This window comes from Campylobacter sp. CNRCH_2016_3089, from assembly GCF_025772505.1.
GTDB classification, from domain to species: domain Bacteria; phylum Campylobacterota; class Campylobacteria; order Campylobacterales; family Campylobacteraceae; genus Campylobacter_D; species Campylobacter_D lari_D.
Genome location: NZ_JAKMSF010000002.1, coordinates 103,785 through 128,594, shown reverse-complemented (window position 1 = coordinate 128,594; position 24,810 = coordinate 103,785). Strand labels below are relative to the sequence as shown.

At 29.3% G+C, this 24,810-nt stretch carries 24 protein-coding genes; 19 read left to right on the top strand and 5 right to left on the bottom strand.

The genetic code is table 11. The annotated features are described in order from the left end of the window. Genes cysC through L8W69_RS01825 form a run of 4 tightly spaced genes read left to right on the top strand, consistent with a single transcriptional unit; the run spans position 1 to position 5,059 of the window. Positions 1 to 591, top strand: coding sequence for an adenylyl-sulfate kinase (cysC, locus tag L8W69_RS01840; protein ID WP_263666291.1), 591 nt, complete (start codon positions 1 to 3; stop codon positions 589 to 591). Next, on the top strand, positions 569 to 1,825 hold the full coding sequence (locus L8W69_RS01835; RefSeq protein ID WP_263666290.1) for a sulfotransferase family 2 domain-containing protein: 1,257 nt from the start codon (positions 569 to 571) through the stop codon (positions 1,823 to 1,825). Before cysC ends, L8W69_RS01835 begins: the two co-directional genes overlap by 23 nt. Positions 1,826 to 1,856: 31 nt before the next feature. Beyond that, the gene (locus tag L8W69_RS01830; RefSeq protein ID WP_263666289.1) at positions 1,857 to 3,884 is read left to right on the top strand and encodes a capsular polysaccharide biosynthesis protein; all 2,028 of its coding nucleotides are present in this window, start codon (positions 1,857 to 1,859) and stop codon (positions 3,882 to 3,884) included. After that, positions 3,881 to 5,059, top strand: a complete 1,179-nt coding sequence (locus L8W69_RS01825) for a capsule biosynthesis protein (RefSeq protein WP_263666288.1) — start codon at positions 3,881 to 3,883, stop codon at positions 5,057 to 5,059. The genes L8W69_RS01830 and L8W69_RS01825 overlap by 4 nt, the downstream gene beginning before the upstream one ends. Here the strand turns inward: L8W69_RS01825 and L8W69_RS01820 are convergent. After that, on the bottom strand, positions 5,056 to 5,493 hold the full coding sequence (locus L8W69_RS01820; RefSeq protein ID WP_263666287.1) for a hypothetical protein: 438 nt from the start codon (positions 5,491 to 5,493) through the stop codon (positions 5,056 to 5,058). The genes L8W69_RS01825 and L8W69_RS01820 overlap by 4 nt on opposite strands. Before the next feature lies 1 nt (position 5,494). After that, positions 5,495 to 6,565, bottom strand: coding sequence for an SGNH/GDSL hydrolase family protein (locus L8W69_RS01815; protein WP_263666286.1), 1,071 nt, complete (start codon positions 6,563 to 6,565; stop codon positions 5,495 to 5,497). A gap of 165 nt (positions 6,566 to 6,730) precedes the next feature. On the opposite strand from L8W69_RS01815, the gene L8W69_RS01810 reads away from it, so the two are divergent. From L8W69_RS01810 to L8W69_RS01800, 3 genes are read left to right on the top strand one after another with little or no spacing between them, the layout of a single operon-like run. Then, positions 6,731 to 7,861, top strand: a complete 1,131-nt coding sequence (locus L8W69_RS01810; RefSeq protein ID WP_263666285.1) for a DUF829 domain-containing protein — start codon at positions 6,731 to 6,733, stop codon at positions 7,859 to 7,861. A 10-nt stretch (positions 7,862 to 7,871) separates the two neighbouring features. Next, complete coding sequence (locus L8W69_RS01805) at positions 7,872 to 9,245, top strand: cytochrome P450 (protein ID WP_263666284.1); 1,374 nt, start codon at positions 7,872 to 7,874, stop codon at positions 9,243 to 9,245. Next, complete coding sequence (locus L8W69_RS01800) at positions 9,242 to 9,595, top strand: membrane protein (protein ID WP_039627957.1); 354 nt, start codon at positions 9,242 to 9,244, stop codon at positions 9,593 to 9,595. Before L8W69_RS01805 ends, L8W69_RS01800 begins: the two co-directional genes overlap by 4 nt. Here L8W69_RS01800 and nusA read toward each other — a convergent pair. Beyond that, positions 9,592 to 10,683 carry a transcription termination factor NusA gene (nusA, locus tag L8W69_RS01795; protein ID WP_070255882.1) on the bottom strand — a complete coding sequence of 364 codons (1,092 nt, stop codon included), beginning with the start codon at positions 10,681 to 10,683 and terminating at the stop codon, positions 9,592 to 9,594. The two genes, L8W69_RS01800 and nusA, sit on opposite strands and share 4 nt — an antisense overlap. Positions 10,684 to 10,806: 123 nt before the next feature. Between nusA and L8W69_RS01790 the strand changes: the two genes are divergently transcribed. From L8W69_RS01790 to L8W69_RS01765, 6 genes are read left to right on the top strand one after another with little or no spacing between them, the layout of a single operon-like run. After that, complete coding sequence (locus L8W69_RS01790; protein WP_070255886.1) at positions 10,807 to 11,049, top strand: HP0268 family nuclease; 243 nt, start codon at positions 10,807 to 10,809, stop codon at positions 11,047 to 11,049. Next, positions 11,046 to 12,344 (top strand): tRNA (N6-isopentenyl adenosine(37)-C2)-methylthiotransferase MiaB, encoded by a 1,299-nt coding sequence (gene miaB, locus L8W69_RS01785; RefSeq protein WP_133319442.1) that lies wholly within the window; start codon positions 11,046 to 11,048, stop codon positions 12,342 to 12,344. The genes L8W69_RS01790 and miaB overlap by 4 nt, the downstream gene beginning before the upstream one ends. Continuing rightward, positions 12,328 to 12,951 (top strand): lysophospholipid acyltransferase family protein, encoded by a 624-nt coding sequence (locus L8W69_RS01780; RefSeq protein WP_220566267.1) that lies wholly within the window; start codon positions 12,328 to 12,330, stop codon positions 12,949 to 12,951. Before miaB ends, L8W69_RS01780 begins: the two co-directional genes overlap by 17 nt. Before the next feature lie 5 nt (positions 12,952 to 12,956). Then, the gene (locus L8W69_RS01775; RefSeq protein WP_220701583.1) at positions 12,957 to 13,922 is read left to right on the top strand and encodes a hypothetical protein; all 966 of its coding nucleotides are present in this window, start codon (positions 12,957 to 12,959) and stop codon (positions 13,920 to 13,922) included. Next, positions 13,919 to 14,473 carry a hypothetical protein gene (locus tag L8W69_RS01770; protein ID WP_220566268.1) on the top strand — a complete coding sequence of 185 codons (555 nt, stop codon included), beginning with the start codon at positions 13,919 to 13,921 and terminating at the stop codon, positions 14,471 to 14,473. Before L8W69_RS01775 ends, L8W69_RS01770 begins: the two co-directional genes overlap by 4 nt. Then, on the top strand, positions 14,457 to 14,996 hold the full coding sequence (locus L8W69_RS01765; RefSeq protein ID WP_070255897.1) for a hypothetical protein: 540 nt from the start codon (positions 14,457 to 14,459) through the stop codon (positions 14,994 to 14,996). Before L8W69_RS01770 ends, L8W69_RS01765 begins: the two co-directional genes overlap by 17 nt. On the opposite strand, the gene L8W69_RS01760 is transcribed toward L8W69_RS01765, so the two are convergent. After that, positions 14,983 to 15,780 carry a membrane lipoprotein lipid attachment site-containing protein gene (locus L8W69_RS01760; RefSeq protein ID WP_220701584.1) on the bottom strand — a complete coding sequence of 266 codons (798 nt, stop codon included), beginning with the start codon at positions 15,778 to 15,780 and terminating at the stop codon, positions 14,983 to 14,985. The two genes, L8W69_RS01765 and L8W69_RS01760, sit on opposite strands and share 14 nt — an antisense overlap. A gap of 72 nt (positions 15,781 to 15,852) precedes the next feature. Here L8W69_RS01760 and lgt point away from each other — a divergent pair, with 72 nt between their 5' ends. From lgt to L8W69_RS01730, 6 genes are all read left to right on the top strand, one after another. Then, positions 15,853 to 16,668, top strand: coding sequence for a prolipoprotein diacylglyceryl transferase (gene lgt, locus L8W69_RS01755; RefSeq protein ID WP_133319437.1), 816 nt, complete (start codon positions 15,853 to 15,855; stop codon positions 16,666 to 16,668). A 77-nt stretch (positions 16,669 to 16,745) separates the two neighbouring features. Further along, a complete protein-coding gene (locus L8W69_RS01750) occupies positions 16,746 to 17,525 on the top strand; it encodes a fumarate reductase cytochrome b subunit (protein WP_070255907.1) in 780 nt (259 codons plus the stop codon). After that, positions 17,509 to 19,500, top strand: a complete 1,992-nt coding sequence (locus L8W69_RS01745) for a fumarate reductase flavoprotein subunit (protein WP_220566271.1) — start codon at positions 17,509 to 17,511, stop codon at positions 19,498 to 19,500. The genes L8W69_RS01750 and L8W69_RS01745 overlap by 17 nt, the downstream gene beginning before the upstream one ends. Beyond that, positions 19,493 to 20,218, top strand: a complete 726-nt coding sequence (locus tag L8W69_RS01740) for a fumarate reductase iron-sulfur subunit (RefSeq protein WP_012661078.1) — start codon at positions 19,493 to 19,495, stop codon at positions 20,216 to 20,218. The genes L8W69_RS01745 and L8W69_RS01740 overlap by 8 nt, the downstream gene beginning before the upstream one ends. After that, positions 20,199 to 22,421 carry a dynamin family protein gene (locus tag L8W69_RS01735; protein WP_263666283.1) on the top strand — a complete coding sequence of 741 codons (2,223 nt, stop codon included), beginning with the start codon at positions 20,199 to 20,201 and terminating at the stop codon, positions 22,419 to 22,421. Before L8W69_RS01740 ends, L8W69_RS01735 begins: the two co-directional genes overlap by 20 nt. Next, the gene (locus L8W69_RS01730; protein WP_263666282.1) at positions 22,411 to 24,228 is read left to right on the top strand and encodes a dynamin family protein; all 1,818 of its coding nucleotides are present in this window, start codon (positions 22,411 to 22,413) and stop codon (positions 24,226 to 24,228) included. Before L8W69_RS01735 ends, L8W69_RS01730 begins: the two co-directional genes overlap by 11 nt. Here the strand turns inward: L8W69_RS01730 and L8W69_RS01725 are convergent. Next, a complete protein-coding gene (locus L8W69_RS01725) occupies positions 24,218 to 24,802 on the bottom strand; it encodes an NAD(P)H-dependent oxidoreductase (RefSeq protein WP_133319433.1) in 585 nt (194 codons plus the stop codon). The two genes, L8W69_RS01730 and L8W69_RS01725, sit on opposite strands and share 11 nt — an antisense overlap. Between the last annotated feature and the right edge of the window lie 8 nt (positions 24,803 to 24,810).

Sequence of the window (24,810 nt, the reverse complement as noted above, 5' to 3'; positions counted from 1 at the left end):
ATGAGTAAAAATTTAACTTGGCATACAAGTAGCATTACAAAAACTCAAAGAGCTAAACTTAAAAATCAAAAACCATGTGTTTTATGGTTTAGTGGGCTTAGTGGTAGTGGTAAATCTACTTTGGCTAATGCAGTTGAAAAAAAACTTTTTGAACAAGGTTTTCATACTTATCTTTTAGATGGAGATAATGTGCGTCATGGACTTAATAAAGATTTGGATTTTGATGAGGTTTCAAGAGTAGAAAACATAAGGCGTATAGGAGAAGTATGTAAGCTTTTTGTAGATGCTGGTATGATAGTACTTTGCGCTTTTATATCGCCTTTTGAAAAAGATAGAAAGCTTATAAAAGATCTTTTAGATGATGATGAATATATAGAAATATTTGTTGATACACCTTTGGAAATTTGTGAAAAAAGAGATCCTAAAGGACTTTATAAAAAAGCAAGAAATGGAGAAATTAAAAATTTCACAGGTATAGATAGTCCTTATGAAAAACCTAAAAACCCACATATACACATAACAAAAGAAGATCTTAATGAGAATGTGGATATGATTTTGAGATTTTTAAATGGAAGAGAGCGCGATGTTTAAAGATTTTCATGATAAGTATAAATGTATTTTTATTCATGTTCCAAAGGTTGCTGGTAGTAGTATAGAAAGAGTGATATATCAAACAGATAGATGGCTTGTGGGACATGTAAAAGCAAGTGATTATGTAAAGCTTGATAGAGCTAAATTCGAGAGTTATTTCTCTTTTGGTTTTGTGAGAAATCCTTATGATAGAGTGGTTTCAGCATATCATTATTTAAAAAATGATAGTCCAGATCCCCTTGATATAAAATGGGGTAAATTGAATATTAGAGATTTAGAATTTAAAGAGTTTGTTTTAAAATTACAAGATGATGAATTTAGACAAAACATATTGCGCAAAAATCATTTTTATTTTCAAAATAAATATTTGTGTGATGAAAATATGAATATTTTAGTAAATTTTATTGGAAAATTTGAACAATTAAATAGTGATTTTAAAAAAATTTTAAATATTCTTAATAGAAAAGATAGTCTTGTGCATGTAAATAAAAGTAAGCACTGTGACTATAAAGACTATTATAACTATGAAACATATAAAATAGTAAGAGAAATTTATAAGAATGATTTTGAGATTTTTGATTATGATTTAGAGGATAAAAAATATTTTAATATTTCTGATAATGCTATCTTAAATATACTGCAAAATAAAATAGAATATAAGAATGATGTGCTAGAAAATTTAAGATCGAAGCATTTAACTCAAATTCAAAATTTAAATCAAAATATAAAACTTAAAGAACAAACCATTCAAGATAATTTAACTCAAATTCAAAATTTAAATCAAAATATAAAACTTAAAGAACAAACCATTCAAGATAATTTAACTCAAATTCAGTTATTAAATAATCAATTATCCTTCCAAACTAAATACGGTACAGCCAAAACAAGAATTCAAAATCAACTCTCTTATAAACTAGGTCAAGCTATGATATTAAATTCTAAATCTATATTAGGTTACTTAATAATGCCTATGACATTATTAAGTATAATAATTTCACACAAACAAGAACAAAAAATCTATCAAGAAAAAATAAAAAAAGATCCTTCTTTAAAACTACCTCCATTAGAAAGCTACCCTGATTATAAAGAAGCATTAAAACTTAAAAATCATCTTTCTTATAAACTAGGAGAGGCTCTTATACAAGCTAATAAAACTTGGTATAAGGGTGGGTATGTTAAGATATTGTTTGAAATTGGGAAGTTGAAGAGAGAATTTAGAAATAGAAAAATTTGATATAATCTTTCTTTATAATTAAAGAGGGATTATGAAATTTTATGCCACATCTAAAAGATTAAAAGAAAATGTAAAAAATTTTTACAAGATTACTTTATATCATTTTTATAAAAATATCACAAAAGAAGATGTTTTTGTAGGTTGGGGTAGGAAAAAGTCAGGTTTAAAAGCTATAGAACTAGCTAAAAAGCACAATGCAAAATTTTTACTTTTAGAAGATGGCTTTTTACGCTCGCTAAATTTAGGTGTAGAAAATAGTCCGAGTTTTTCTATCGTCAAAGATAATATAGGAATTTATTACGATGCGACTGCACCTTCTAAACTTGAAAATATTTTAAACACTTATGAGTTTAGCCCAGAAGAATTAAAGCAAGCAAAAAAAGCCATAGAACTTATAAAAAAAGAAAAACTTAGTAAGTATAATAATAGTCTTTGTTTGCCAAAAGAGCTTTTTAGCACAAACGAAGAACGCGTTCTAATCATCACTCAAGTAGCAAATGATGCTTCTCTTAAATTTGGCTTAGCTGATAATTTTTCAACTCAAGATATCATAAATGAAGCTATCAAAGAAAATCCAAATGCTAAAATATACATTAAAATTCATCCTGATGTATTAAGTGGTAAAAAACAAAGTGATTTTAATGCACAAGATTTGCCAAGTAAGTGTGTAATTATAAAAGAAAATTATAATCCCATAGAGCTTTTATCTTATTTTGATAAAATTTATACTAAAACTTCTGGTATGGGTTTTGAAGCTTTGATGTTAGGGCGAGAATGCGTGTGTTATGGCGTGCCTTTTTATGCAGGTTGGGGTTTAACTCAAGATAAACAAATGTGCAAAAGAAGACTTAAAAAAAGAACTTTAGAAGAGGTTTTTTATGCTGCTTATATTTTGTATAGTGAGTATTTTAACCCTTATTTAAACCAAAAAAGTGATATTTTTGATACTATTTATACTCTAGCAAAGTATAAAAAGATAGAACAAGCTAATTCAAATAAATTGTATTTTTTAGGTTTTACTTTGTGGAAGCGTTGGTTTATGAAGCCATTTTTCAAAGCCAAAAACAATAAAATCATTTTTTTAAACTCACTTGATGGGCTTTATAAAGCGAATTTAAAACCTGAAGATAAAATTTTTATTTGGGGTAAAAAGTATGATAAAACTTTACTAGCCAAAGATTTTAATAATGAAATTTTTCTAGTAGAAGATGGCTTTTTGCGCTCTGTTTTTTTGGGCTCAGATCTCACACGCCCTTTTTCTTTGATAGTAGATTGTAAAGGTTTGTATGTAGATCCAAGCAAACCAAGTGATTTAGAAGATATTTTACAAAATCATGAATTTGATGAGAGTTTAAAACAAAGAGCCAAAAAATTAATCACTATGATCACACAAAATAAATTTTCAAAATATAATGGCTTAAAACATGAAAAGCTAAATTTTAATACCGATAAAAAAATCATTTTAATCCCTGCTCAAGTAGAAGATGATGCTTCTATGATCTTAGGTGGTGCAGGTTATGATACTTTAAAACTTTTACAAAGTGTGAGAAGGGCCAATGAAAACGCCTTCTTAGTTTTTAAACCTCACCCTGATGTATTAAGTGGTAACCGCAAAGGTTTAAAAGATAAAAGTATTATTTTAAAATATTGCGATGAGATTATAGAAAATGTCAGTATAGATAGTGCTATCAATGCGAGTGATGAAGTCCACACTATAACCTCTACAAGCGGTTTTGATGCTCTTTTGCGTGGCAAAAAAGTAGTGGTGTATGGTAAGCCTTTTTATGCAGGTTGGGGTTTGACAAGCGATTTACATAAAATTCCAAGACGCACAAGAGCGCTTAGCTTAGAAGAGCTTGTTGCTGGGGTTTTGATCCTTTATCCAAGATACATCCATCCAAAAAGTAAAAATTTATGTGAAGTTGAGCTTGCATTAGATATAATGTTAAAAATGCAAAAAGATTATTTTTCTAAATTTTATTTGCGTTGGTTTATGGATATAAGAATTTATATATTAAGAAAAATAAGAAGATTAGTAGAATTTATTTTGATTAGATGAATTTAAGTAAAAAGTTTAAAAAATTTTCTGGTAAAAATGTTTTATTACTCCAAGGACCTGTGGGAGGGTTTTTTCGTAAAATTGCTACAAAAATTCCAAAAGCTAAGGTTTATAAAGTAAATTTTAATGGTGGAGATTTTTTCTTTTATCCTTTTAAAAGCATTAACTATACTAAAAGCTTAGCCGAGCTTGAAGACTTTTATAAAAAGCTTTTTGAAGAAAAACAAATTCAAGTTATCATTATGTATAATGATTGTAGAAAAGTGCATGAGATAGCCATTAATGTTGCTAAGCAAATGGGTATTGAAGTATGGATTTTTGAAGAAGGTTATATAAGACCAAACTTCATTACTTTTGAAAAGGATGGAGTAAATGCAAACTCCACTTTACCAAGAGAAAAAGAATTTTATCTAAGTCAGAAAAAATTTGATAAAGATTTTAAATTTAAAACTTTCTCAAGCACTTTTAAAAATATGGCCTTTTCTTCATTTTTATACTGGCTTTTTGCTTTTTTATTTTCTTGGTATTTTAATAATTCTTTACACCATAGAAGTTTAAAATTATTTGACTTTTTACCTTGGCTTTGCTCAATATATAGAAAAAACAAATACAAAATCACAGAAAAAAGTTTAAATGAAAAAATTCTTTCCCTAAAACAAAAGTATTTTTTAGCTATTTTGCAAGTGCATAATGATACTCAACTCTCCCATCATTATAAAAAAACTACAGAAAAATTTATAGAAGAAGTGATCATCTCTTTTGCTAATCATGCTAAAGCAAAGTCTTATCTAGTTTTTAAGCACCATCCTATGGATCGTGGCTATAGGGACTATACTAAGCTTATAGAAGATTTGAGTTTAAAATACAATGTTGAGGGCAGAATTTTATATGTACATGACTTACACTTACCTACGCTCTTAATCAATGCAAGGGGTACTATAGTCATAAATAGCACAGTAGGGCTTTCTGCTTTATATCACAATAGCCCTTTAAAAGTTATGGGAAAAGCCTTTTATGATGTTGAAGGTTTGACTTATCAAAAAAGCTTGCATACTTTTTGGAAAGAATGCAGGGCATATAAGCCTGATGCTGTTTTGCACGCTAAATTTAGAAATTATGTGATATATAAAACCCAAGTCAATGGGAATTTTTTCAAAAATACTAGTTTAGATTAAATTTTCTTTTTATAGTTTTTTGCAATTTTTTTTAGTTTAAAAGGTAAGCTTAAATAGCCTATTTTAAAGGGAGTTCTTGAAGCTTGCAAAAGCGCATTACCTAAAAGATAAGGCAAGTGTGTTTTGGCTATTTGAGCGTGTTTGTAGTCTGCATAGGCTTTTAGCGGTGGTAGATTTTTTTGATCTTTTTGATTTTTAAAATGCTCTTTTTTGACTTTTCTTAGTTCAAAGGGTATTTTAAAGCAATCCAAATAACTTTTACTATTTTTCATGATAGCTTCCCCAAGCTTATAGCTTAGTCTTTCTTTTATCCTTAAGCTAGCTCCATAAAGTTTATTGTTTTGGTGGATAAACATCTCATATTCATTTTTTAAGCCTTTATGATTTAAAAAACGCAAAAGATTATGATTTTGACTTTGTAAAAATGTTTGCATATCAAGTTTTTTTTAGTTCATGGTATTCTAGTGCTAATTCTTTGTAAAATGCTATAGGTGGTATCAAAAGCTCATAAGCATTTGTAAGATAATTTTTACATTCAATTTTTTTATTATTATCATTTTCTAAAAATAAAATTCCTATTAAGTCCACATAATCAAGTCTTGGTGTTTTTTCATTTGCTATGCTTAAGCCCGAACTTTCCTCGCTTTGCTTGATAATTTGTGTATTAACATACAAAAAGGTTTGCTCATCACAAATTGCTTTTTCATTTTGTATATCTTGAAAAGTATTGATAAGTCCAAAATTTTTTACTAATTTAAAAGATGAGTTTTCAATGCTTATAGATGATATAGCATGGGTTGATAAATTGGCGTGATTCCAAGTGTGTATGCCTAAGATTTGATAATTTTTGAACTCTTTTGGAAAAATGATTTTTTCATTAGCTTTAATCTTTGCAGTTTTTTCACAAAAAAATGAGTTTTTATGCTCTATCTTGGTTAAATTTGAAGGTGCAAAGATATGATATTTTCTTTTTGAGCAAATGATATTTTCTTTAGATTTTTTAAAGCTGTGTAAATTTTTAATGATGTTTTTTCCAAGCTCTTGCATAGCTAGTGGCATAGGGTGGAATTTATAGTTTTGATCAAAATCATAAAGATTATTTTTTTGGTAGTAAAGATCTACATCGATTAGATTAAAACCATAATGAGCACAATTTTTCCTATGAGCTTCATTGATAGCTTTTGATTTATCATTACAAGCTGGTATGGGGAGTATAAGCACTATAGTAATTTTGTTTGCTTTGTAAAGTTCTTCATAAAAATAATCAATATTTCTAAGTATAATATTTAAACTCATAGGGCTTAAATAATCATTGATATTTGATTCACTGATGAGAAAATCACTTTTATTTATAGTATTTTCATGGCGTATTAACTCATAAAGATTTTGCAAAGAAGTACTAAGCCCTAAAGCGTAATTATGTAATGTAATGTCTTTATTTTCAAGACCTATCCTAAGACCATTTTTAACTACACTATTGCTACCACCTAGTAAGATTACATCCATAAGTTCTTTCTTGATTTTTTTTAATTTTTATTTATTTTATAAAATATTTTTTAATGAATAATTTCAGAGTAAAAACCCCTCATTTTATCTTTAAATAGGTATTTGACAAAGATAACAACTTTAGCTATATTTTTAAATTCAGTATTAAATTTACTTAGGATGTTGATGAAAAAAATATGCCAAAAAAGAGATGTTTTTTATATAGCTGGTTATGATCCTAGAGGATATAGGCATTATTATGCTATGTTTAAAAAAAATTTAGCTGAGCAGAATATACTTTTAAATTATGATTATACTTTATCAAAAGCTCAAGTTAATATTTATCCTTTTTGGCAAATTCAAACCCCACATACAAGTACTTCTTACACCTTTTTAAGCTGGAATGATATAGTCAAAAAAAACTGGTCAGAGGGTATAAAAGATGCCTTGAGTGATTGTTATAGTTTTTTTAGAATTTATACCATCACAGGACTTTTTTTAAAATTCGGTAAAGAATCCCCGCACCAACTTATCACAGGTTATTATCCATTTTTTTATGTGCTTTTGAGTTTGATTTTTACTTTATTTTGTGCCTTTGGAAGTTTGTTATATTTGCAAAATTTTCATATTGTTTTGGGAATTTTAGCCTTTATTTTATCATTAGTGTTTTTACCAAAAATGCTTTATAAATTAGGCAAGAAATTAGCTGTTTTTTGGATAGCTAGAATTTGTTCTTTTTGTGCAAACTGGGAGAAAAATTCTCAAGGTGAACTTGAATTAAGAATGGATGATTTTGCTAGGGTTATCTTTGAAAAACTAAAAGAAAATGCAAATGACAAAAATTACGAACTTATCTTAAGCGCACATAGCGTAGGAACGGTGCTTTGTATAAATGTTTTAGCAAAAGTGCTTAGAAAATGTGAAGATGAAAATATATCTTTTGAAAATTTAAAGGTTTTAACTTTAGGTGAGTGTATACCTTTGGTAAGCTATCAAAAAAGATCTTTTGAGTTTAGAAAAGACTTAGAGTATTTAGGAAGTAAGAATTTAATATGGTATGATTTTACTTCTATTATTGATGGGGCTTGTTTTGCACAAGTTGATTTTATACGCACAAGCGGAGTGAAAGCACAATTTAGTCCAAAATACCTTTCGGCTAAATTTCATACCTTATATAAAAACAAAGATTATAAAAAAATCAAAAAAGACAAATATAAAGCACATTTTTTATATTTATTTGCCACACAAATTCAAGGAGTATATAACTTTTTTGAATTTATTATAGGTAAAAATAAATTAGAAGAAAAAATCAAATAGGAGGAAAAAAATGGGTCAGTGTCCTTTTCATCCAAAGCCTTATAAAAATAAAGCTTCTACGTTAACTACTTTTTTACTAAAAAGAAGATCTTGGCTTGATGGACTTTATGAGCGAAGCTATAAAATGATGATGGGTAGAGTAAAAATGCCCGGATTTGATCTATATGTAGTAAATGATCCAAAAGAAGTTAGACGTATCATGGTAGATGAGGTTAGAGAATATCCAAAAAGCCAACTTTTACATGAGCTTTTAGAGCCACTTTTGGGCATAAGTATTTTTACAACTAATGATAGAGTATGGGAAAAGCAAAGAGAACTTTTAAGACCTTCTTTTGAAATGACAAGGATTTCTAAGGTTTTTAATTTGATGAGTGAAGCAGCTTCTGATATGATGGCAAGATTTGCAAGGTATGAAGATAAAGCGATTATAGAGGTAGATGAAGCTATGACTTTTGTGACTGCAGATGTGATTTTTAGAACTATCATGTCATCAAAACTTGATGAGCAAAAAGGTAAACTTGTTTTAGATGCTTTTGTAACTGTGCAAGAAGAAACAGTTAAAACAGCTATGCGAAGAATGTTTCGTTTCCCAACTTGGCTTTCAAATCTTTTGGGCGAGAAAAAAAGACTTAAAGCAGGTGGAGTTATACGCAAAGTTTTATCAGATATTATAAAGCCAAGATATGATAATGCTCTAAATGATCAAGGAAAATATGAAGATATTTTATCATCATTGCTTATGGTGGTAGATGCAGATACTAATGAGAGATTTTCTTTTAATGAAATTTTAGACCAAGTTGCCATGCTTTTCTTAGCAGGCCATGAAACCACTGCAAGCTCGCTAACTTGGACGCTATATATTTTAAGTATTTCTCCAAATGAGCAACAAAAAGCCTATGAAGAAATCATGCAAGTTGCGGGTGATGAAGAGTTTAAAATAGAACATATTAGAGCAACGAAATATCTTACAAATGTGTTTAAAGAAAGTTTAAGACTTTATCCACCAGTTGGCTTTTTTGCTAGAGAAGCAAGAAATGATAACAAAATGAGAGATAAGCTTATTAAAAAAGGTTCAGGTGTAGTGGTAGCTCCATGGCTTATTCATAGACATGATAGTTTTTGGGAAAATCCACATGAGTTTGATCCAAGTCGCCATGAAGATAAAAGCAAGATTAAAAAAGACACTTATATGCCTTTTGGTATGGGAGAGCGTGTGTGTATAGGGCAGGGTTTTGCTATGCAAGAGGCTATTTTGATTTTAGCTAATATTTTAAGGACTTATAAGTTAGAATTAGAAGAAAAATTTGTACCTGATATAGTAGGAAGACTAACTATAAGATCAGCAAATGGTATGAATATAAGATTTATAAAAAGGCAAAAATGAAAGAAAAATTAGCAGGAACTATACTACTTTGCGCTATCGTTCCTTTAGCGGTGATTAGTTATCTTTTTATTGTTATAGTGGGTACTTTTGGTAATCCTGCTAGGGTTAGACAAGGTGTGAGAGCGCTTGATCATTTTGTCAATGCTACTTTGTTTAATGGTTATGCTTGGGAGTCTTTATCATCCCATGCTTGGAGAGAACGCGATAAAAGATGGGCTAAAATAGTTATCAAAATCACAGATTTTTTTGACAAAAATCACTGCCAAAAGGCAAATAAAAGAGAACAACCTATAGTGGATTTAGTTTTAGAAAGAAAGCTTACCGAGCAAACTGTCGGTAAGCAGCTTTAATTTTCTCCAAATAAAGCTTTAAGGTTTTTAAACGCTTCTTCTTGGTTATTAGTTTTATCTTCATTATTTACTTCATTAAGTTCTATCTCATATCCAAGAAGCATGCTAGCTAGGCGTATATTAATACCACTTTTTCCTATGGCTTTGCTTTTTTGTTCGCTATTTAGCGTTACAATAGCTTTTTTATCTTCGATACTAACTGAGTTTATAATGGCTGGAGCTAGGCTTCTTGTGATTAAAATTGCCATTTCATTAGAATACTCAATGCAGTCAATATTTTCATTTTTTAATTCTTTGCTTACAGCATTGATTCTAACTCCTTTTATACCCACAGTTGCTCCTACTGCATCAACACTCGGGCTATTAGCTTGCAAGATGATTTTTGCTCTCTCGCCTGGAATTCTTGCACTTGCATAAATATTTATAAGGCCATCTTTGATTTCAGGAACTTCAGCTTTTAATAAAGCTTCTAGAAATTTAGGGCTAGTTCTACTAAGTTCCATTCTCATACCCGATTTATCAATATATACATGTCTAATAACAGCTTTAATCACATCGCCTACTTTAAATTTTTCACCTTTGATACGATTTTTTCTAGGTAAATATGCACGAAACTCATCAATTTCTACATAGGTATTTTCTTCACTATCTACTCTTACTACGCTACCAAAAACCATATGTCCTACCATTTTTTGGTATTTTTCATAGATTTTTTCTTCTAAGAGTTTTTGAATGTTATATTCTAATTCTTTATGTAAGATATTTACAGCAGTACGGCCTAAATTTTCCAAAGAACATTCATAAGTTAGCTCATCGCCAATTTCTACATCTTTAGCTTCAGACCTTGCTTTACTTAAAGCGATAAAATGCTCATTTTCATTTTCTAATCTTTCATCATTATCAGCTACTACGATGATTTTTTGATAAAGTTGCAAATTTTTACCCGAATCAACAAAAAATTCATATTTATCGCCATAAATTTTCTTAGCAGTATTAATAAGTGCTTTTTTAACTCTTTCTCTTACATCTTCTATTTGTAAATTTTTCTCATTAGCAATGGATTCAATTATATCTGTGATTTTTTCCATAATGACAATACAACCTTAATTTTGGATTTTAAAAGTTTGAAGAATAAAATTATATCTTTAATAAGTTTAATTAAAAGTAAAATTTGCTATAATTTCAGATTAAAAAAACTTGAGGATGATGATATGGACTTAAAAATAGCAAGAACCTCTGTTGATGAAAAGCCAAAAAGTATAAGTTTAGAAAGTATTGAAAAGGCTGTGGATAAAGAAGGTCAAAAATTTTTCTATTTCGATAAAGATAATGCCCATAAGCAATTAATCGCTTTGGTAGAGCATTTTGAAAAAAAAGGAAAATGTGTTTATCATAGAACAATCAAATATGGTTTAGATGATGCAGATTTTATGTATGAGGTACATATTCTTTGAGTAAAAAACTTTTTATACAAACTTTAGGTTGTGCTATGAATGTGCGTGATTCAGAGCACATGATAGCTGAACTTAAAGAAAAAGAAAATTATGAATTAACTCAAGATGCAAAAGAAGCAGATTTGATTTTAATCAATACTTGCTCGGTACGTGAAAAGCCTGTGCATAAACTTTTTTCAGAAGTTGGAAGTTTTGAAAAAATCAAAAAAAATGGAGCTAAAATAGGAGTTTGTGGTTGCACTGCTTCACATTTGGGAGATGAGATTTTCAAGCGTGCTCCTAATGTGGATTTTGTTTTGGGTGCTAGAAATGTTTCTAAAATCACAAAGGCCGTAAATACTCCAAAATTTTTAGGTAATGATATAGATTTTGATGAGAGTAATTATGCTTTTGCAGATTTTAGAAATAGCCTTTATAAGACCTATATTAACATCTCCATAGGTTGTGATAAGCATTGTACTTATTGTATAGTGCCTCACACAAGAGGAGATGAGATTTCTATACCTTTTGAGATTATTAAAAATGAAGCATTAAAAGCTGTTTCTAAGGGTGCTAAAGAGATTTTTTTGCTAGGACAAAATGTTAACAATTACGGCAAAAGATTTTCTAATGCACATGAAAAGATTAATTTTTCAGATCTTTTGGAAAAGTTAAGTGAAATTGAAGGTTTAGAGCGTATCCGCTTTACAAGCCCACATCCATTGCATATGGATGATAGATTTTTAGAGGTTTTTTCTAAAAATCCTAAAGTTTGTAAGTCTATGCATATGCCTTTGCAAAGTGGTTCAAGTGAAATTTTAAAGGCTATGAAACGCGGTTATACTAAAGAGTGGTATTTAGATAGAGCATTGAAACTTCGTTCTATGTGTAAAGATGTGAGTATTTCTACTGATGTGATTGTGGCTTTTCCAGGTGAGAGTGATAAAGACTTTGAAGATACCATGGATGTGCTTGAAAAAGTGCGATTTGAGCAAATGTTTTCTTTTAAATACTCTAAAAGACCATTAACTAAAGCTGCAACTATGCCAAATCAAATTCCTGATGATATAGCTTCAAAACGCTTGAGTGTTTTACAAGCAAGACATACAGAAATTTTAGATGAAATTGTTGTAAAACAAAAAGATAAAGAATTTGAAGTTTTATTTGAAGAATTAAGAAGTGAAGGTTTTGTAGCAGGTAGAAGTGATAATAATTTTTTGATTCAAGTTAAAGGCAGTGAAGAGTTATTAGGACAAATGAAAAAAGTAAAAATCACCAATCCTAGGCGTATGGTGTTAAATGGCGAAATCCTTTAAGATTAATCTTTTAGCTTTTGGAATTTTTTTATTACAATGGCTAATTTTTTTAACTTGTAGAAAGGTTTATTTAGGGCAAAAGCTTCCAAAAAGATCATGTGTGATACTTTTTTGGCATGGGCGTCTTGCTTTAATGCCTTTTGCTTATCGTAAAATGGGTATTAAAGGAAAAAAAGCTTATGTGATGATTTCACACCATAAAGATGGGGAGATCATTGCTAGAAATATTGCTTTTTTTGGTTTAGATACTTTAAGAGGTAGCACAAGCAAAGGTGCTTTGGCTTTATTGAAACAATCTTTTAAAATTTTAGATCAAGGCGATGATGTGATTATCACTCCAGATGGGCCAAGAGGACCTTATCATAGTGTTTCAGATGGTTCTGTGATGATAGCTTTAAAAAAAAATGCTCCACTTTTTTTGCTAAATTATGAAGCAAGTTCTTTTTGGGAATTTAAAAGTTGGGATAAAATGATCTTACCTAAGCCTTTTTCTAAGATTACTTATAGATTAAGTGAAGAAATCAAAATACAAAATTTGAATTTAGAAGAAGCTAAAGTATTGATAAAAGAAAAATTTGATATGATAAATCAAATAGATAAAGGATAAACACCATGTTATCTTTTTTTAGAAAGTATATTTTACAGCTTTTAATTTGTATTTGTTATGATGAAAAACAATACATTATAAGATGTCATACTTGGAAAAAATCTCAACCAGTTGATACTTTTGAAAAAAGTTTTGAAGATAAAGAAAAAGCAATAGAATATGTTAAAAATTTAAGTAAAGACTTTCAAATTTATTATATTTGTACTTTTTTTACACCTATTGCTCAAGGTGTAGTGCCAAGTCCAAATTTTAAAGAGCTTTCTAATTTTGGAGTAGAAGCAAATAATGTTAAATGTATTCCTTTTAATAATGCTTTGTTGTATGTTTCCAATCAATCTTTGAGTTCTTACAAAGAAGATTATGAGGCTTTTGGTGGTTTAGATTTGCTTTACTCACCTTTTTCTTTGCTTTATCATTGTATAGCAAATAGAGGTTTTGAAGAAAAAATAGGCCTTTATGTGTATAGATATCATGATTTTGTTGCGATGTTAATTTGTAAAAATGAGATTATATTATTTGGAAGTTATTTTAATATAGCTAGTCAAAATTATGACGAAGTTGATTTTTTTGATGACATTAAAGAAGAATTTGATTTGCAAATTGATGATGAAAGCCAAGAAGAAGAAAATGAACAAAATTATGATTTAAAAAGTTTAGAAGAGATGAGTAAAGAACTTGATAAGCTTGAAGATTTAGATGAGAATGAAGAGCAGCTTCCTATGGAATCTTTAGAAAATTTTAGTTCAGATATGAAAATGATAGAATACATCATTTCAAGTGTAAAAGAATTTTATCATAATCCTTTGTATGATAATAGTTTTTTAGAAGAAATTGTAATTTTTGATGAGGAAAGTTTTAGTGCAACCTCGCTAGATTATTTAGAAAATGAGCTTTTTATAAAGCCAAAAGTAGAGCTTATAGATACTTTAAATTTGATGAATGAGCTTGTAGTTAAGGATTTGAAGCTATGAGATATAGTTTAATAAAGCCGAAGATAAAACCAGTTTTTAATCTTTTTACTAGAATTTGGATTTATTTTACTAGTATTAGTGTGTCTTTGATTTTTGTGGTGTTTATTGTTGTTGTTTTTAAAAGCTACTATGCATCTGTGCAACTTGATGATAAGAAAAAAGAATTGGCTCAAATCATAGCTCAAATTAATTCCAATAAACTTAAATATCAAGAATTAGTAAGACAAAATAATAAAGCAGAAATGATTTTAGGGGATTTAGAACAAGAACGAGAGAATGGTAAAAATAAAGTTTTATTAAAAAGTATTCAAAACCTTTTTACTTTAGTGCCTAAAAATATATCTTTAGATGAGGTTTTAATGGAAGATAGGTCGCTTATTTTAAGAGGTATTACACCCACTAAAGAAATGTTTGCCTTGTTGTTAGAAGCCCCATTAAGAAGTATTTTTTCAAATTCTCAAACAAGCTATTATCAATTAGAAAATGGGTGGTATCGCTTTGTTAGTGTAAATATTACTATACCAGAGGAAATGTATGAACAAAAAAGATAAGAGCTTAGAAGAAGCTGATATATTAAAGATATTGATTTATTCTTTTTCATTTGTTGCACTTTGTGCAATATTGATTTTATTCTTAATTGTACCTTTTTTGAAGGATTATAAAATCGAACATTCCAGATTAGCTGCTCAACAAATTCAAAACACCAAAGCATTAAATGAATTACAAGCTTTGGAAAAGGTTATTAGAGATTTTCAAAGTACAAACGCGCAAAATTTAGCTCAAATCAATGCGGAATTTTCTCAAAAAGAATTAATGGATTTTATGAAAAATTATTTTGATGATGTCAAAATAAATCTTATTCCTATTAAAAAAAGACAAGAATATTTAAAATATCAATTTGGAGTTAGCGTAAAGATGAAAAATCCACAAGCTTTTTATTCTTTTTTAAATGATTTACAAAGATATAAAAATTTAATAGAAATAAGTACGCCTGTTGAATTTAAATCAGAAGAAAAACACATTGATCTTAAATTTAGAATCAAAGTGTTTCATGCTTTAGCTATTCAAAAATAATTACTTCATTATTTTGATAAGGAGAGATTTTTTCTTCCTTTTTACTATCTTGTTTTATATCTTGAGCTTCTAAATTTTCTTGTGCTTTTGACTCTTCCTTGATTTCTTTTATATTGGTTTTTAAACTAGAAGTGATTTCTTTGTAAAAAGCAATAAAAACTTTATCAATTTCCAAAGCACTAGCCGCAAGACTTTCATTTACTTGGGTTGGGACAGCACTATAAACTTGTCTAAAACTTTCTATACTTGCTTGACCTTTTATAGGATAGTTTAAAATAATAGGATCATTTAATTTTGCAGAGCTTGTTGTGCTTTGGAAGGTATCTTCTTGATGCAAATTATTTAAATGACTTTGAGCTTCTAAAATAATCATAAAAGAAGATTCTACACTATCGCCTCCAAGACTTGAATTTCTTGTAACTTTATCCTCATATAAGTTAGCACTGATGGTAATATTAAAAACATAATCAGGATTTTCATTATCTATAGTATATCCTTTACTTTCTAATAGTGCTTTACTATCTTTAAATAGCTGTTTTTTTAGTAATTCTAGGCTTTTATTGATTCTTTGATTTAGGGTAGATTGTTCAAAATAAGAACTATAAAAAGTATTTTTAATAATTTCTATTTCATTGATTTTAACTTTTGGGCTATTTTCTTTTGTATTGTTATGTTCTTCAAAAGAACTTTTAAAACTTGGCATAGAAATATAATAAGTTTTTTGATTACCAGTGCAAGCACTTAAAAATAAAATTATGCTAAAAAATAATAATATTTTTTTCATTTTCTCTCCTTGTTATTTTTATAATTATACAATTTTTTGCTATATTATGTGTTTTATTATAAAGGCTTTTTTATGGAATTTTGGCAAAATATTTATGCAAATTTTGATGTAGTGGCTTTTGAAATTTTTGGTTTAAAAGTGCATTGGTATGGTATTATGTATGTATTAGCCTTACTTGTTGCTTTAATGGTTGCAAAATACTATGCTATTAAAGACAATATGGGAATTTCAAAAGCTATGCTTGATAGTTATTTTATATGGGTGGAAATTGGTGTAATTTTAGGTGCAAGATTGGGTTATATTTTAATTTATGATGCAAATACTTTATGGTATCTTACACATCCTTGGCAAATTTTTAATCCTTTTTATAATGGAGAATTTGTAGGAATTAGAGGTATGAGTTACCATGGTGCTGTTATAGGATTTTTAATAGCAACTTATGCTTTTTGTAAAAAAAATAAACAAAATTTATGGAAATATTTAGATTTGGTTGCTATTAGTGTGCCATGTGGTTATATTTTTGGGCGTATTGGAAATTTTTTAAATCAAGAGCTATTTGGTAGAGCTACGGATGTACCTTGGGGTATTTATGTAGATGGGGTATTGCGTCATCCTTCGCAACTTTATGAAGCATTTTTAGAAGGTTTTATAGTTTTTATCATTTTATTATTGATAAAAAAATATAAAAAATACAATGGAGAGCTTATTGCTTATTATACAATTTTTTATGCTTTAGCGCGTTTTGTTTGTGAGTTTTATAGAGAGCCTGACTTTGGTATAGGCTTTGTTGCTTTTGGTATGAGTATGGGCCAAATTTTAAGTATTATAATGTTTTTATTAGGACTAATTTTATCTTTTTATTTAAGAAATATTAAAAAAAATTTATAAATTTTTATTTTTTTTAAGAATAAAAGTTCTATAATTGCTCCGATATTATAAATTATCAACTTTTTAAAGGAGTAAATATGAGCCAACTCATTGAAGGTTTTTTAGGCAAGAGTGTTGATGGCAAAAAAAGCAAAATGCCAGCAAAACTTGACTATATTCAAAGTGCAACAGGCTTGATTTTAGGCTTGTTTATGTGGGCACATATGTTTTTCGTTTCTACCATTTTGGTTAGTGATGATTTTTTTGATTCAGTAGTTCACTTTTTGGAACTAAAATTTATCATTGATAGCCCTATGATGAGCTACATCACTTCTTTTTTAGCCGCCTGTGTTTTAGTGATTTTCTTTGTGCATGCAGGTCTTGCAATGAGAAAATTTCCTATCAATTTTAGACAATATCAACTTTGTAGAACACACTTAAAATATATGAATCATGGTGATTCTTCTTTATGGTGGGTTCAAGCTGCAACTGGTTTTGTAATGTTTTTCCTAGGTTCAGCGCATTTGATTTTTGTTATAACTAATGCAGATAAAATCAGTGCTGATATGTCAGGCGATAGAGTGGTAAGTCATTTTATGTGGTTATTTTATATTGCCTTATTAATCTGTGTTGAGTTGCATGGAAGTATTGGTTTATATAGATTATGTGTAAAATGGGGTTGGTTTGAAGGTAAAGATGCAAAAGAAAGTCGTAAAAAACTTAAAAAAGCAAAATGGTTTATTAGTATTTTCTTCTTAGTTTTAGGTGTATTAAGCTTAGCTGCTTTTGCAAAAATAGGTCTTAATAATTACCAAAACAACTCTGTAGCGCAAATAGTAAAAACTTATGATGGAGCTAAATATGAACATACAATATAGTGATGCTTTAGTTATTGGTGGTGGTCTTGCAGGTTTAAGAGCTGCTATTGAAGTTGCAAAAAGTGGTCAGAGTGTAACTTTATTAAGTATTTGTCCGGTTAAAAGATCTCACTCAGCTGCTGTACAAGGTGGTATGCAAGCAAGTTTAGGAAATAGTGTAAAAGGCGAAGGTGATAATGAAGATGTGCATTTTGCTGACACAGTAAAAGGATCTGACTGGGGCTGTGATCAAGAAGTAGCTAGAATGTTTGCACAAACTGCTCCAAAAGCGGTTCGTGAGCTTGCTGCTTGGGGTGTGCCTTGGACTAGAGTTACAAAAGGACCTAGAACTGTTGTTATAAACGCTCAAAAAACTACTATCGAAGAAAAAGAAGAAGCACATGGTCTTATAAATGCAAGAGACTTTGGTGGTACTAAAAAATGGAGAACATGTTATATCGCTGATGCAACAGGGCATTGTATGTTATATGGTGTGGCAAATGAAGCGATTAAACATCAAGTTAAAATCATTGATAGAATGGAAGCAGTAAGATTAATTCATGATGGTAAAAAATGTTTAGGAGCTATTGCTAGAGATTTAACTAATGGAGAATTAATTGCTTATGTTGCTAGAGGAACTATGATTGCAACAGGTGGTTATGGTAGAATTTATAAACAAACTACAAATGCTGTTATTTGTGAGGGAACAGGAGCTGCTATTGCGCTTGAAACTGGACTTTGTAGACTTTCAAATATGGAAGCAGTGCAATTTCATCCAACTCCAATCGTGCCAAGTGGTATCTTACTAACTGAAGGTTGTAGAGGTGATGGTGGTATCTTAAGAGATGTTGATGGTTACCGCTTCATGCCTGATTATGAGCCTGAGAAAAAAGAACTTGCAAGTAGGGATGTTGTAAGTCGTAGAATGATGGAACATATTAGAAAAGGAAAAGGGGTAAAAAGCCCTTATGGAGATCATTTATGGCTTGATATTTCTATCCTTGGTCGTGCTCATGTTGAAAAAAATCTTCGTGATGTTCAAGATATTTGTAAAACATTTAATGGTATTGATCCTGCTGATGAGGGTCCAAAAGGCTGGGCGCCAGTTTTACCTATGCAACATTACTCAATGGGTGGTATTAGAACAAAACCAACCGGTGAAAGTCAATGGTTAAATGGTCTTTTTGCGTGTGGTGAAGCAGCTTGTTGGGACATGCACGGATTTAACCGCTTGGGTGGAAATTCATGTTCAGAAACTGTTGTTGCAGGTATGATCGTAGGGGATTATTTTGCACAATATTGTAAAGAAAATGGTTCAGAAATTGATACAAACATCGTTAAATCTTTCCTTTCTAAAGAGTATGATTATTTAAAATCTCTTGTAAGTAAAGAAGGAAAACATGATGTATTTGAAATCAAAAACAGAATGAAAGACATTATGTGGGAAAAAGTAGCTATCTTTAGAACAGGTCAAGGTCTTGAAGAAGCGGTTAAAGAACTTGAAGAGTTATATCATAAATCACTTGATCTAAAAGTGCATGATAAAGAATTAAAATGTGCAAATCCAGAGCTTGAAGAAGCTTACAGGGTTCCAAGAATGCTAAAAATTGCTTTATGTGTTGCTTATGGTGCGCTTTTAAGAACAGAAAGCCGTGGGGCTCATTATAGAGAAGATTATCCAAAAAGAGATGACTTAAATTGGATGAAAAGAACAAATACTTACTGGGTAGAAGGTGAAAGTATGCCTAGGGTTGAGTATGAAGATCTTGATATTATGAAAATGGAAATTCCACCTGCATTTAGAGGTTATGGTGCTAAAGGAAATATCATTGAAAACCCATTAAGTGAAAAACGCCAAGCTGAAGTTGATGCGATCCGTGAAAAAATGGAAGCAGAAGGCAAAGGTAGATATGAAATTCAACATGCTTTAATGCCTTATGAATTACAAGCTAAATTTAAAGCACCAAATCAAAGAATAGGAGTTGATTATGAGTAGAAAATTAACAATAAGAGCATTTAAATATAATCCATTAAGTAAAATTTCTAAGCCTCATTTTGTTACTTATGAGCTTGAAGAAACTCCATTTATGACGATTTTTGTGTGTTTAACTCAAATCAGAGAAAAAATGGATGCGGATTTGAGTTTTGACTTTGTATGTAGAGCAGGGATTTGTGGAAGCTGTGCTATGATGATCAATGGTAAGCCAAAACTTGCTTGTAAAACATTGACAAAAGACTATCCAGATGGCGTTATAGAGCTTATGCCTTTACCTGCATTTAGACACATAAAAGACTTAAGTGTTAATACAGGTGAGTGGTTTGATGGTATGTGCAAACGCGTTGAAAGCTGGGTACATAATGAAAAAGAAACAGATATTTCTAAACTTGAAGAGCGTATTGAACCAGAAGTTGCTGATGAGACTTTTGAACTTGATCGTTGTATAGAGTGTGGAATTTGTGTTGCTTCTTGTGCGACTAAGCTAATGAGACCTGACTTTATCGCAGCTACTGGACTTTTAAGAACAGCTAGATATTTACAAGATCCACATGATCACAGAACCATAGAAGATTTTTATGAATTAGTGGGTGATGATGATGGTGTGTTTGGATGTATGTCTTTACTTGCATGTGAAGATAATTGTCCAAAAGAACTACCTTTACAAAGCAAAATCGCTTATATGAGAAGACAGCTTGTTGCTCAAAGAAACAAATAATCCTAGCCCCCAAGAAAAGGGGGCTCTTAAAACCTTACTAAAACAAATTTGGCAAAATCATAGCGTTTATCTTGATACAAATACACTTTTTGATGAAAGTTTAATTGATGCTCAAAAAGCAGCAATTATTTTAAGTACTAATCTTGATAATTATGAAAGATTTAGTGCTTTAAATGAATTTAAAAATTTGATGAAAAGCTTAAATTTACGCTTAGATCTTTATGGTATACAGTATGCACAGGTTTGTTTTATTAATGCTTTAAATTTGGGAATTTTAGACAAAAACGAGCTTTTAAAAGCCTTAGAAAAACTTCAAAAAATCACCGATAATACTTTAATATATGCTTTTGTATCTAGGCAAAAAGTTATTCAAAAAGATTACAAGCAAGAAGTTAAAAACTCACATCAAACACTAGATCTCATTAATCAAAACTTACAAGAGCTTTGCGAGGATGAAAAAGCTCAAAAACTCTTACAAGAAGCTTTGGTTAAATTTGGTAATATTGATTTTTCTATCGCGGTAACGGGTGTGGTAAATGCAGGTAAATCAAGCATGCTAAATGCACTTTTAAAAAAAGATTTTTTAGGTGTATCTAATGTGCCTGAAACTGCAAATTTGAGTGTTTTAAAATACGGCAAAGACCAAAAAGCTAAGATATATTTTTGGAATGATGAAGAATGGCAAGATATTTTAAAAAGCTCTAAAGATAATCAAGACATGCAAGAACTTATAAAACAACTCGAGCAAAATTTTAATCTAAATGAATATCTTGAAAAAGAAAATAAAAATATAGAAATAAAAATTGAAGAATTAAAAAATTATACTAGCGCAAAAAACAAAATTTCAGCACTTATTAAAAAAATAGAGCTTTTTTCATCGCTTGATTTTTTAAAAGATAATGTTTGTATAGTTGATACTCCAGGACTTGATGATGTTATTATCCAAAGAGAACTTTTAACAAAAGATTATATAAGCAAGGCTGACTTTTTAATTCACCTTATGAATGCTTCTCAAAGTCTTAGTCAAAAAGATTGTGATTTTATTATAGAATGTTTGCTAACTTCAAGGGTAAGTAAGCTTTTGATTGTGCTTACTAAGGCTGACTTGCTTAGTCAAAAAGACTTGCAAGAAGTAATTAGCTATACTAAAAATAAACTCAAAGAAAATTTAGCACAAAAGCAGCTTAGCCAAGAATTATTAGATAATTTAGATTTTGTGTGTATTTCTTCAAAATTAGCTAATGATTTTTATCAAAAAAAAGGTGGGAATTTAGAACAAAGTAATATTTTAACACTAGAAGAACTTATAGCTAAAAGCTTATATGATAAAAACAAAATCGCTCTAAGTGCTTATAAAAAAGAATTATTATTGCATTTAGAAAAAATAGAAGAAAAAATTAAATTTTCTAATAAAATGCTAAATTATGAAAACTTTGAGCTTGATAAGCAAAATCAAGCTATTGTTAATGATTTTAAAGCAAAAAAAGAAAAATTAATGCAAGTAAAAGCAGAACTAAGTGCTATTTTTAACACAAAAGATGAAAATACTCAAGAAATTTTAACACTTTTGCATTTACTAGCTAAGAAATTAAAAGAAAAACTTATAGATGAGCTAAAATATAATCAAAATAATAAAATCAAAAACAACACTCAAAGACTAAATACTATCATTGATACGACTTTAAAAGATGGAATTTTTGATCTTTTAAGAGAGCTAAAACAGCAAAGTGAGTATAAAATTAATGAGCTTAAAACCACACTAAGTGTGAAATATGATTTTTTAAAAGCTATTTTAGAGCAAAATTGTGATGATTTTAAAAGTAAGGTTGAAACAAAAATAGAAAGCATTTTTACCAATGATCTTTTTATGGCATTAAAAGCAGGACTTTTAAAAAATTTAGAATCCACGCAAGATATTTATAAATTAGAAAGCTCTTTAGAAAATCAAATTTTAGAAAAATTACAAACATTTAATATAGAAAAAATCGCCCTAGATTTAAAAAATAATCAAGAATTTTTTACTAATTTAGAATTTAGTTTAAATTTATACGAAAAAGAGCAAGAAGAACAAATCAAAGACTTAAAAGACTTGATTTTACAAATAGAACAAAATGAACAAAATTCCAAAGAGTTTTTAGAAAAAAACAATACAAAATTACAAAGTTTAAAGACTTTAAAAACGGAGCTTTTAAATGCAAAATGATTTGATTAATGATTTTTTAAAAGCTTATGAAAATGCTTATTGTAAAAGCTTTGATGATAGTTTTGAAGGAAAAATCTTAGCAATCAAAAATGCATTTTTAGAACCAAGCTTGCATTTAAATGATGTCTTTTTAAAAGATCTTGAGATGATTATAGCTAGCTATAAAAGAGCCATTAATGTGGCTATTATAGGGCAATTTTCTAGTGGTAAATCTACGCTTTTAAATTTAATTTTACAAAAAGAATGCCTGCCAACAGGCGTGGTGCCAGTGACTTTTAAGCCCACTTTTTTACGCTATGCTAAGGAGTATTTTTTAAGAGTTGAATATGAAGATGGCAGTGATGAGATTGTTGATATAGACGAACTTTCTAAATTTAGTGATCAAAGAAATGAGCTAAAAGAAACTAAAAGTCTGCACCTTTTTGCACCTATTGAGTTTTTAAAAGATATCACACTTATAGATACCCCGGGTTTAAATGCAAACACCACCGATACGCTAACTACTTTTAAAGAGCTTTCTTTTATGCATAGTGCTATTTGGCTTAGTTTGATTGATAATGCAGGCAAAAAAAGTGAAGAAGAAGCCATAAAGGCAAATACTAAGCTTTTAGAGCGTGGTGGGATTTGCGTGCTAAATCAAAAAGATAAGTTAAGTCAAGATGAGCTAGAAAATGTTTTAAATTATGCACATTTAGTTTTTGATAAGTATTTTGAAAAAATCATCGCAATTTCATGCAAAGAGGCAAAATTTGATTTGCAAAAGTCAAATTTACCTTTACTTTATGAGTATTTAAAAAAACTTGATTATGAGTGCATTAAAAAAGATTTTATTAAAGAAAAACTTAGTAATTTATGTGAACTTTTGTCAAATCAATATGATTTGTTTCAAAATGCGCTAGAGCAATTAGAGCTTAAATTTAATACTGTTTTGCAAACTTTCAAAGCAAGCAAACTAGAGCAAAAAATCAAAATTTTAAATCATAATTGTTTAGATAAATTAAAACTTGTTGGAGAAAAAATTGCTCAAGAAATTTTAAAATTTATCAAAGAAAAAGATAGTAGTTATTATAAAGAAGCTAAGGGTTTATTTAAGAAAAATCTTTATGAAAAAGTTGCTTATAAAGCACCATATCTTTCAAGTGATGATGCATTTTTGGCTATGTTTTATAACTCTGAAGCAATGAATAAGGAATTTAAAAGATTAAAAAATGAAATCGCTTTAGAATTTAGTCAAATTAAAGATGATTTTTCCTTATTTTTTACTCATTTAGAAGAGCAAATTTTGCTTTTTAAGGCTCAATTTTCAAATTTACAAAAAGAAAATGCCTTAGAAAGTGAAAAAGAATTTGCTAGTTTTAGAAGCTTTGCTAGTGCTAGTGAAGAACTTTTTTTAAAAGATTTTAAACAATTATTGTTTAAAAGCCAACTTGAACTTGATCTATTTTTAGAAAAGCTTAATCTAAAGGCTTTGGCAAATTATGAAAGTGCTACTAAACTTACTTTGGGATTTTTTAGTACTAAAATGAATGCGAGTAAAGAATTTTACGAGCTTGATAGTACCGAGTTTAGCTTGTATCATCCAAAAGCAAGTGAAGTGCACCAAAGAGTATTAACCGAGCTTAATGTATATGAATTTGAAGATTTGCTTTTAAATAAGCCTGTGGTTTTAAAAATTTATAAAAATTATATGCAAAGTTTTGTTGATTTTATTGAGACTAAAAGACAGATTATTTTGAATTTAAAAAGTGAATTTGAGGCTAAAAAATCAATGATTTCTAGCATCAAATCCCAAATTTCTAAGCTTTAAAAATTTTTTCTAAGTGCGCTTTATAATTTGTGAAATATTCTTGTACTTGAGGATTTTTGATTACATCATTGGCTATAAAAGTAGGTAAAGCACTCATTCCTAAAAACTCATGTGCTTTGTGAAAGTGTAAATACACTCCATCAACTCCGGCTCCATTAAAGAATTCATTCTCATCATCAAAAGCTTGCATTGGAGCATTCCAAGTTAGTGAAAGCATGTATTTTTTATTTTTTAAAAGCCCACCTGTGCCATAATTTTTAGTAGGTTCATTATGACTTCTACCATCGTTTTTATAAAACACTCCATGCCCTGCTGTGAAAACATCGTCAATGTATTTTTTCACTATCCAAGGCTCTCCCATCCACCAACCAGGCATTTGCCAAATCAAAACATCAGCATTTAGAATTTTTTCTACCTCATCGTTTGTGTTATAACCTTGATCTATGTGTGTTTGTTGGGTTTGTAAACCAAGCTCTTGTAAAGTCTTAAGTGCAAGCTCATGCAAGCTTGTGTTTAATCTTCCTTTGGAGTGTCCAAATTCTTTTGCACCATTTAATAATAATACTTTTTGCATATTTTTCC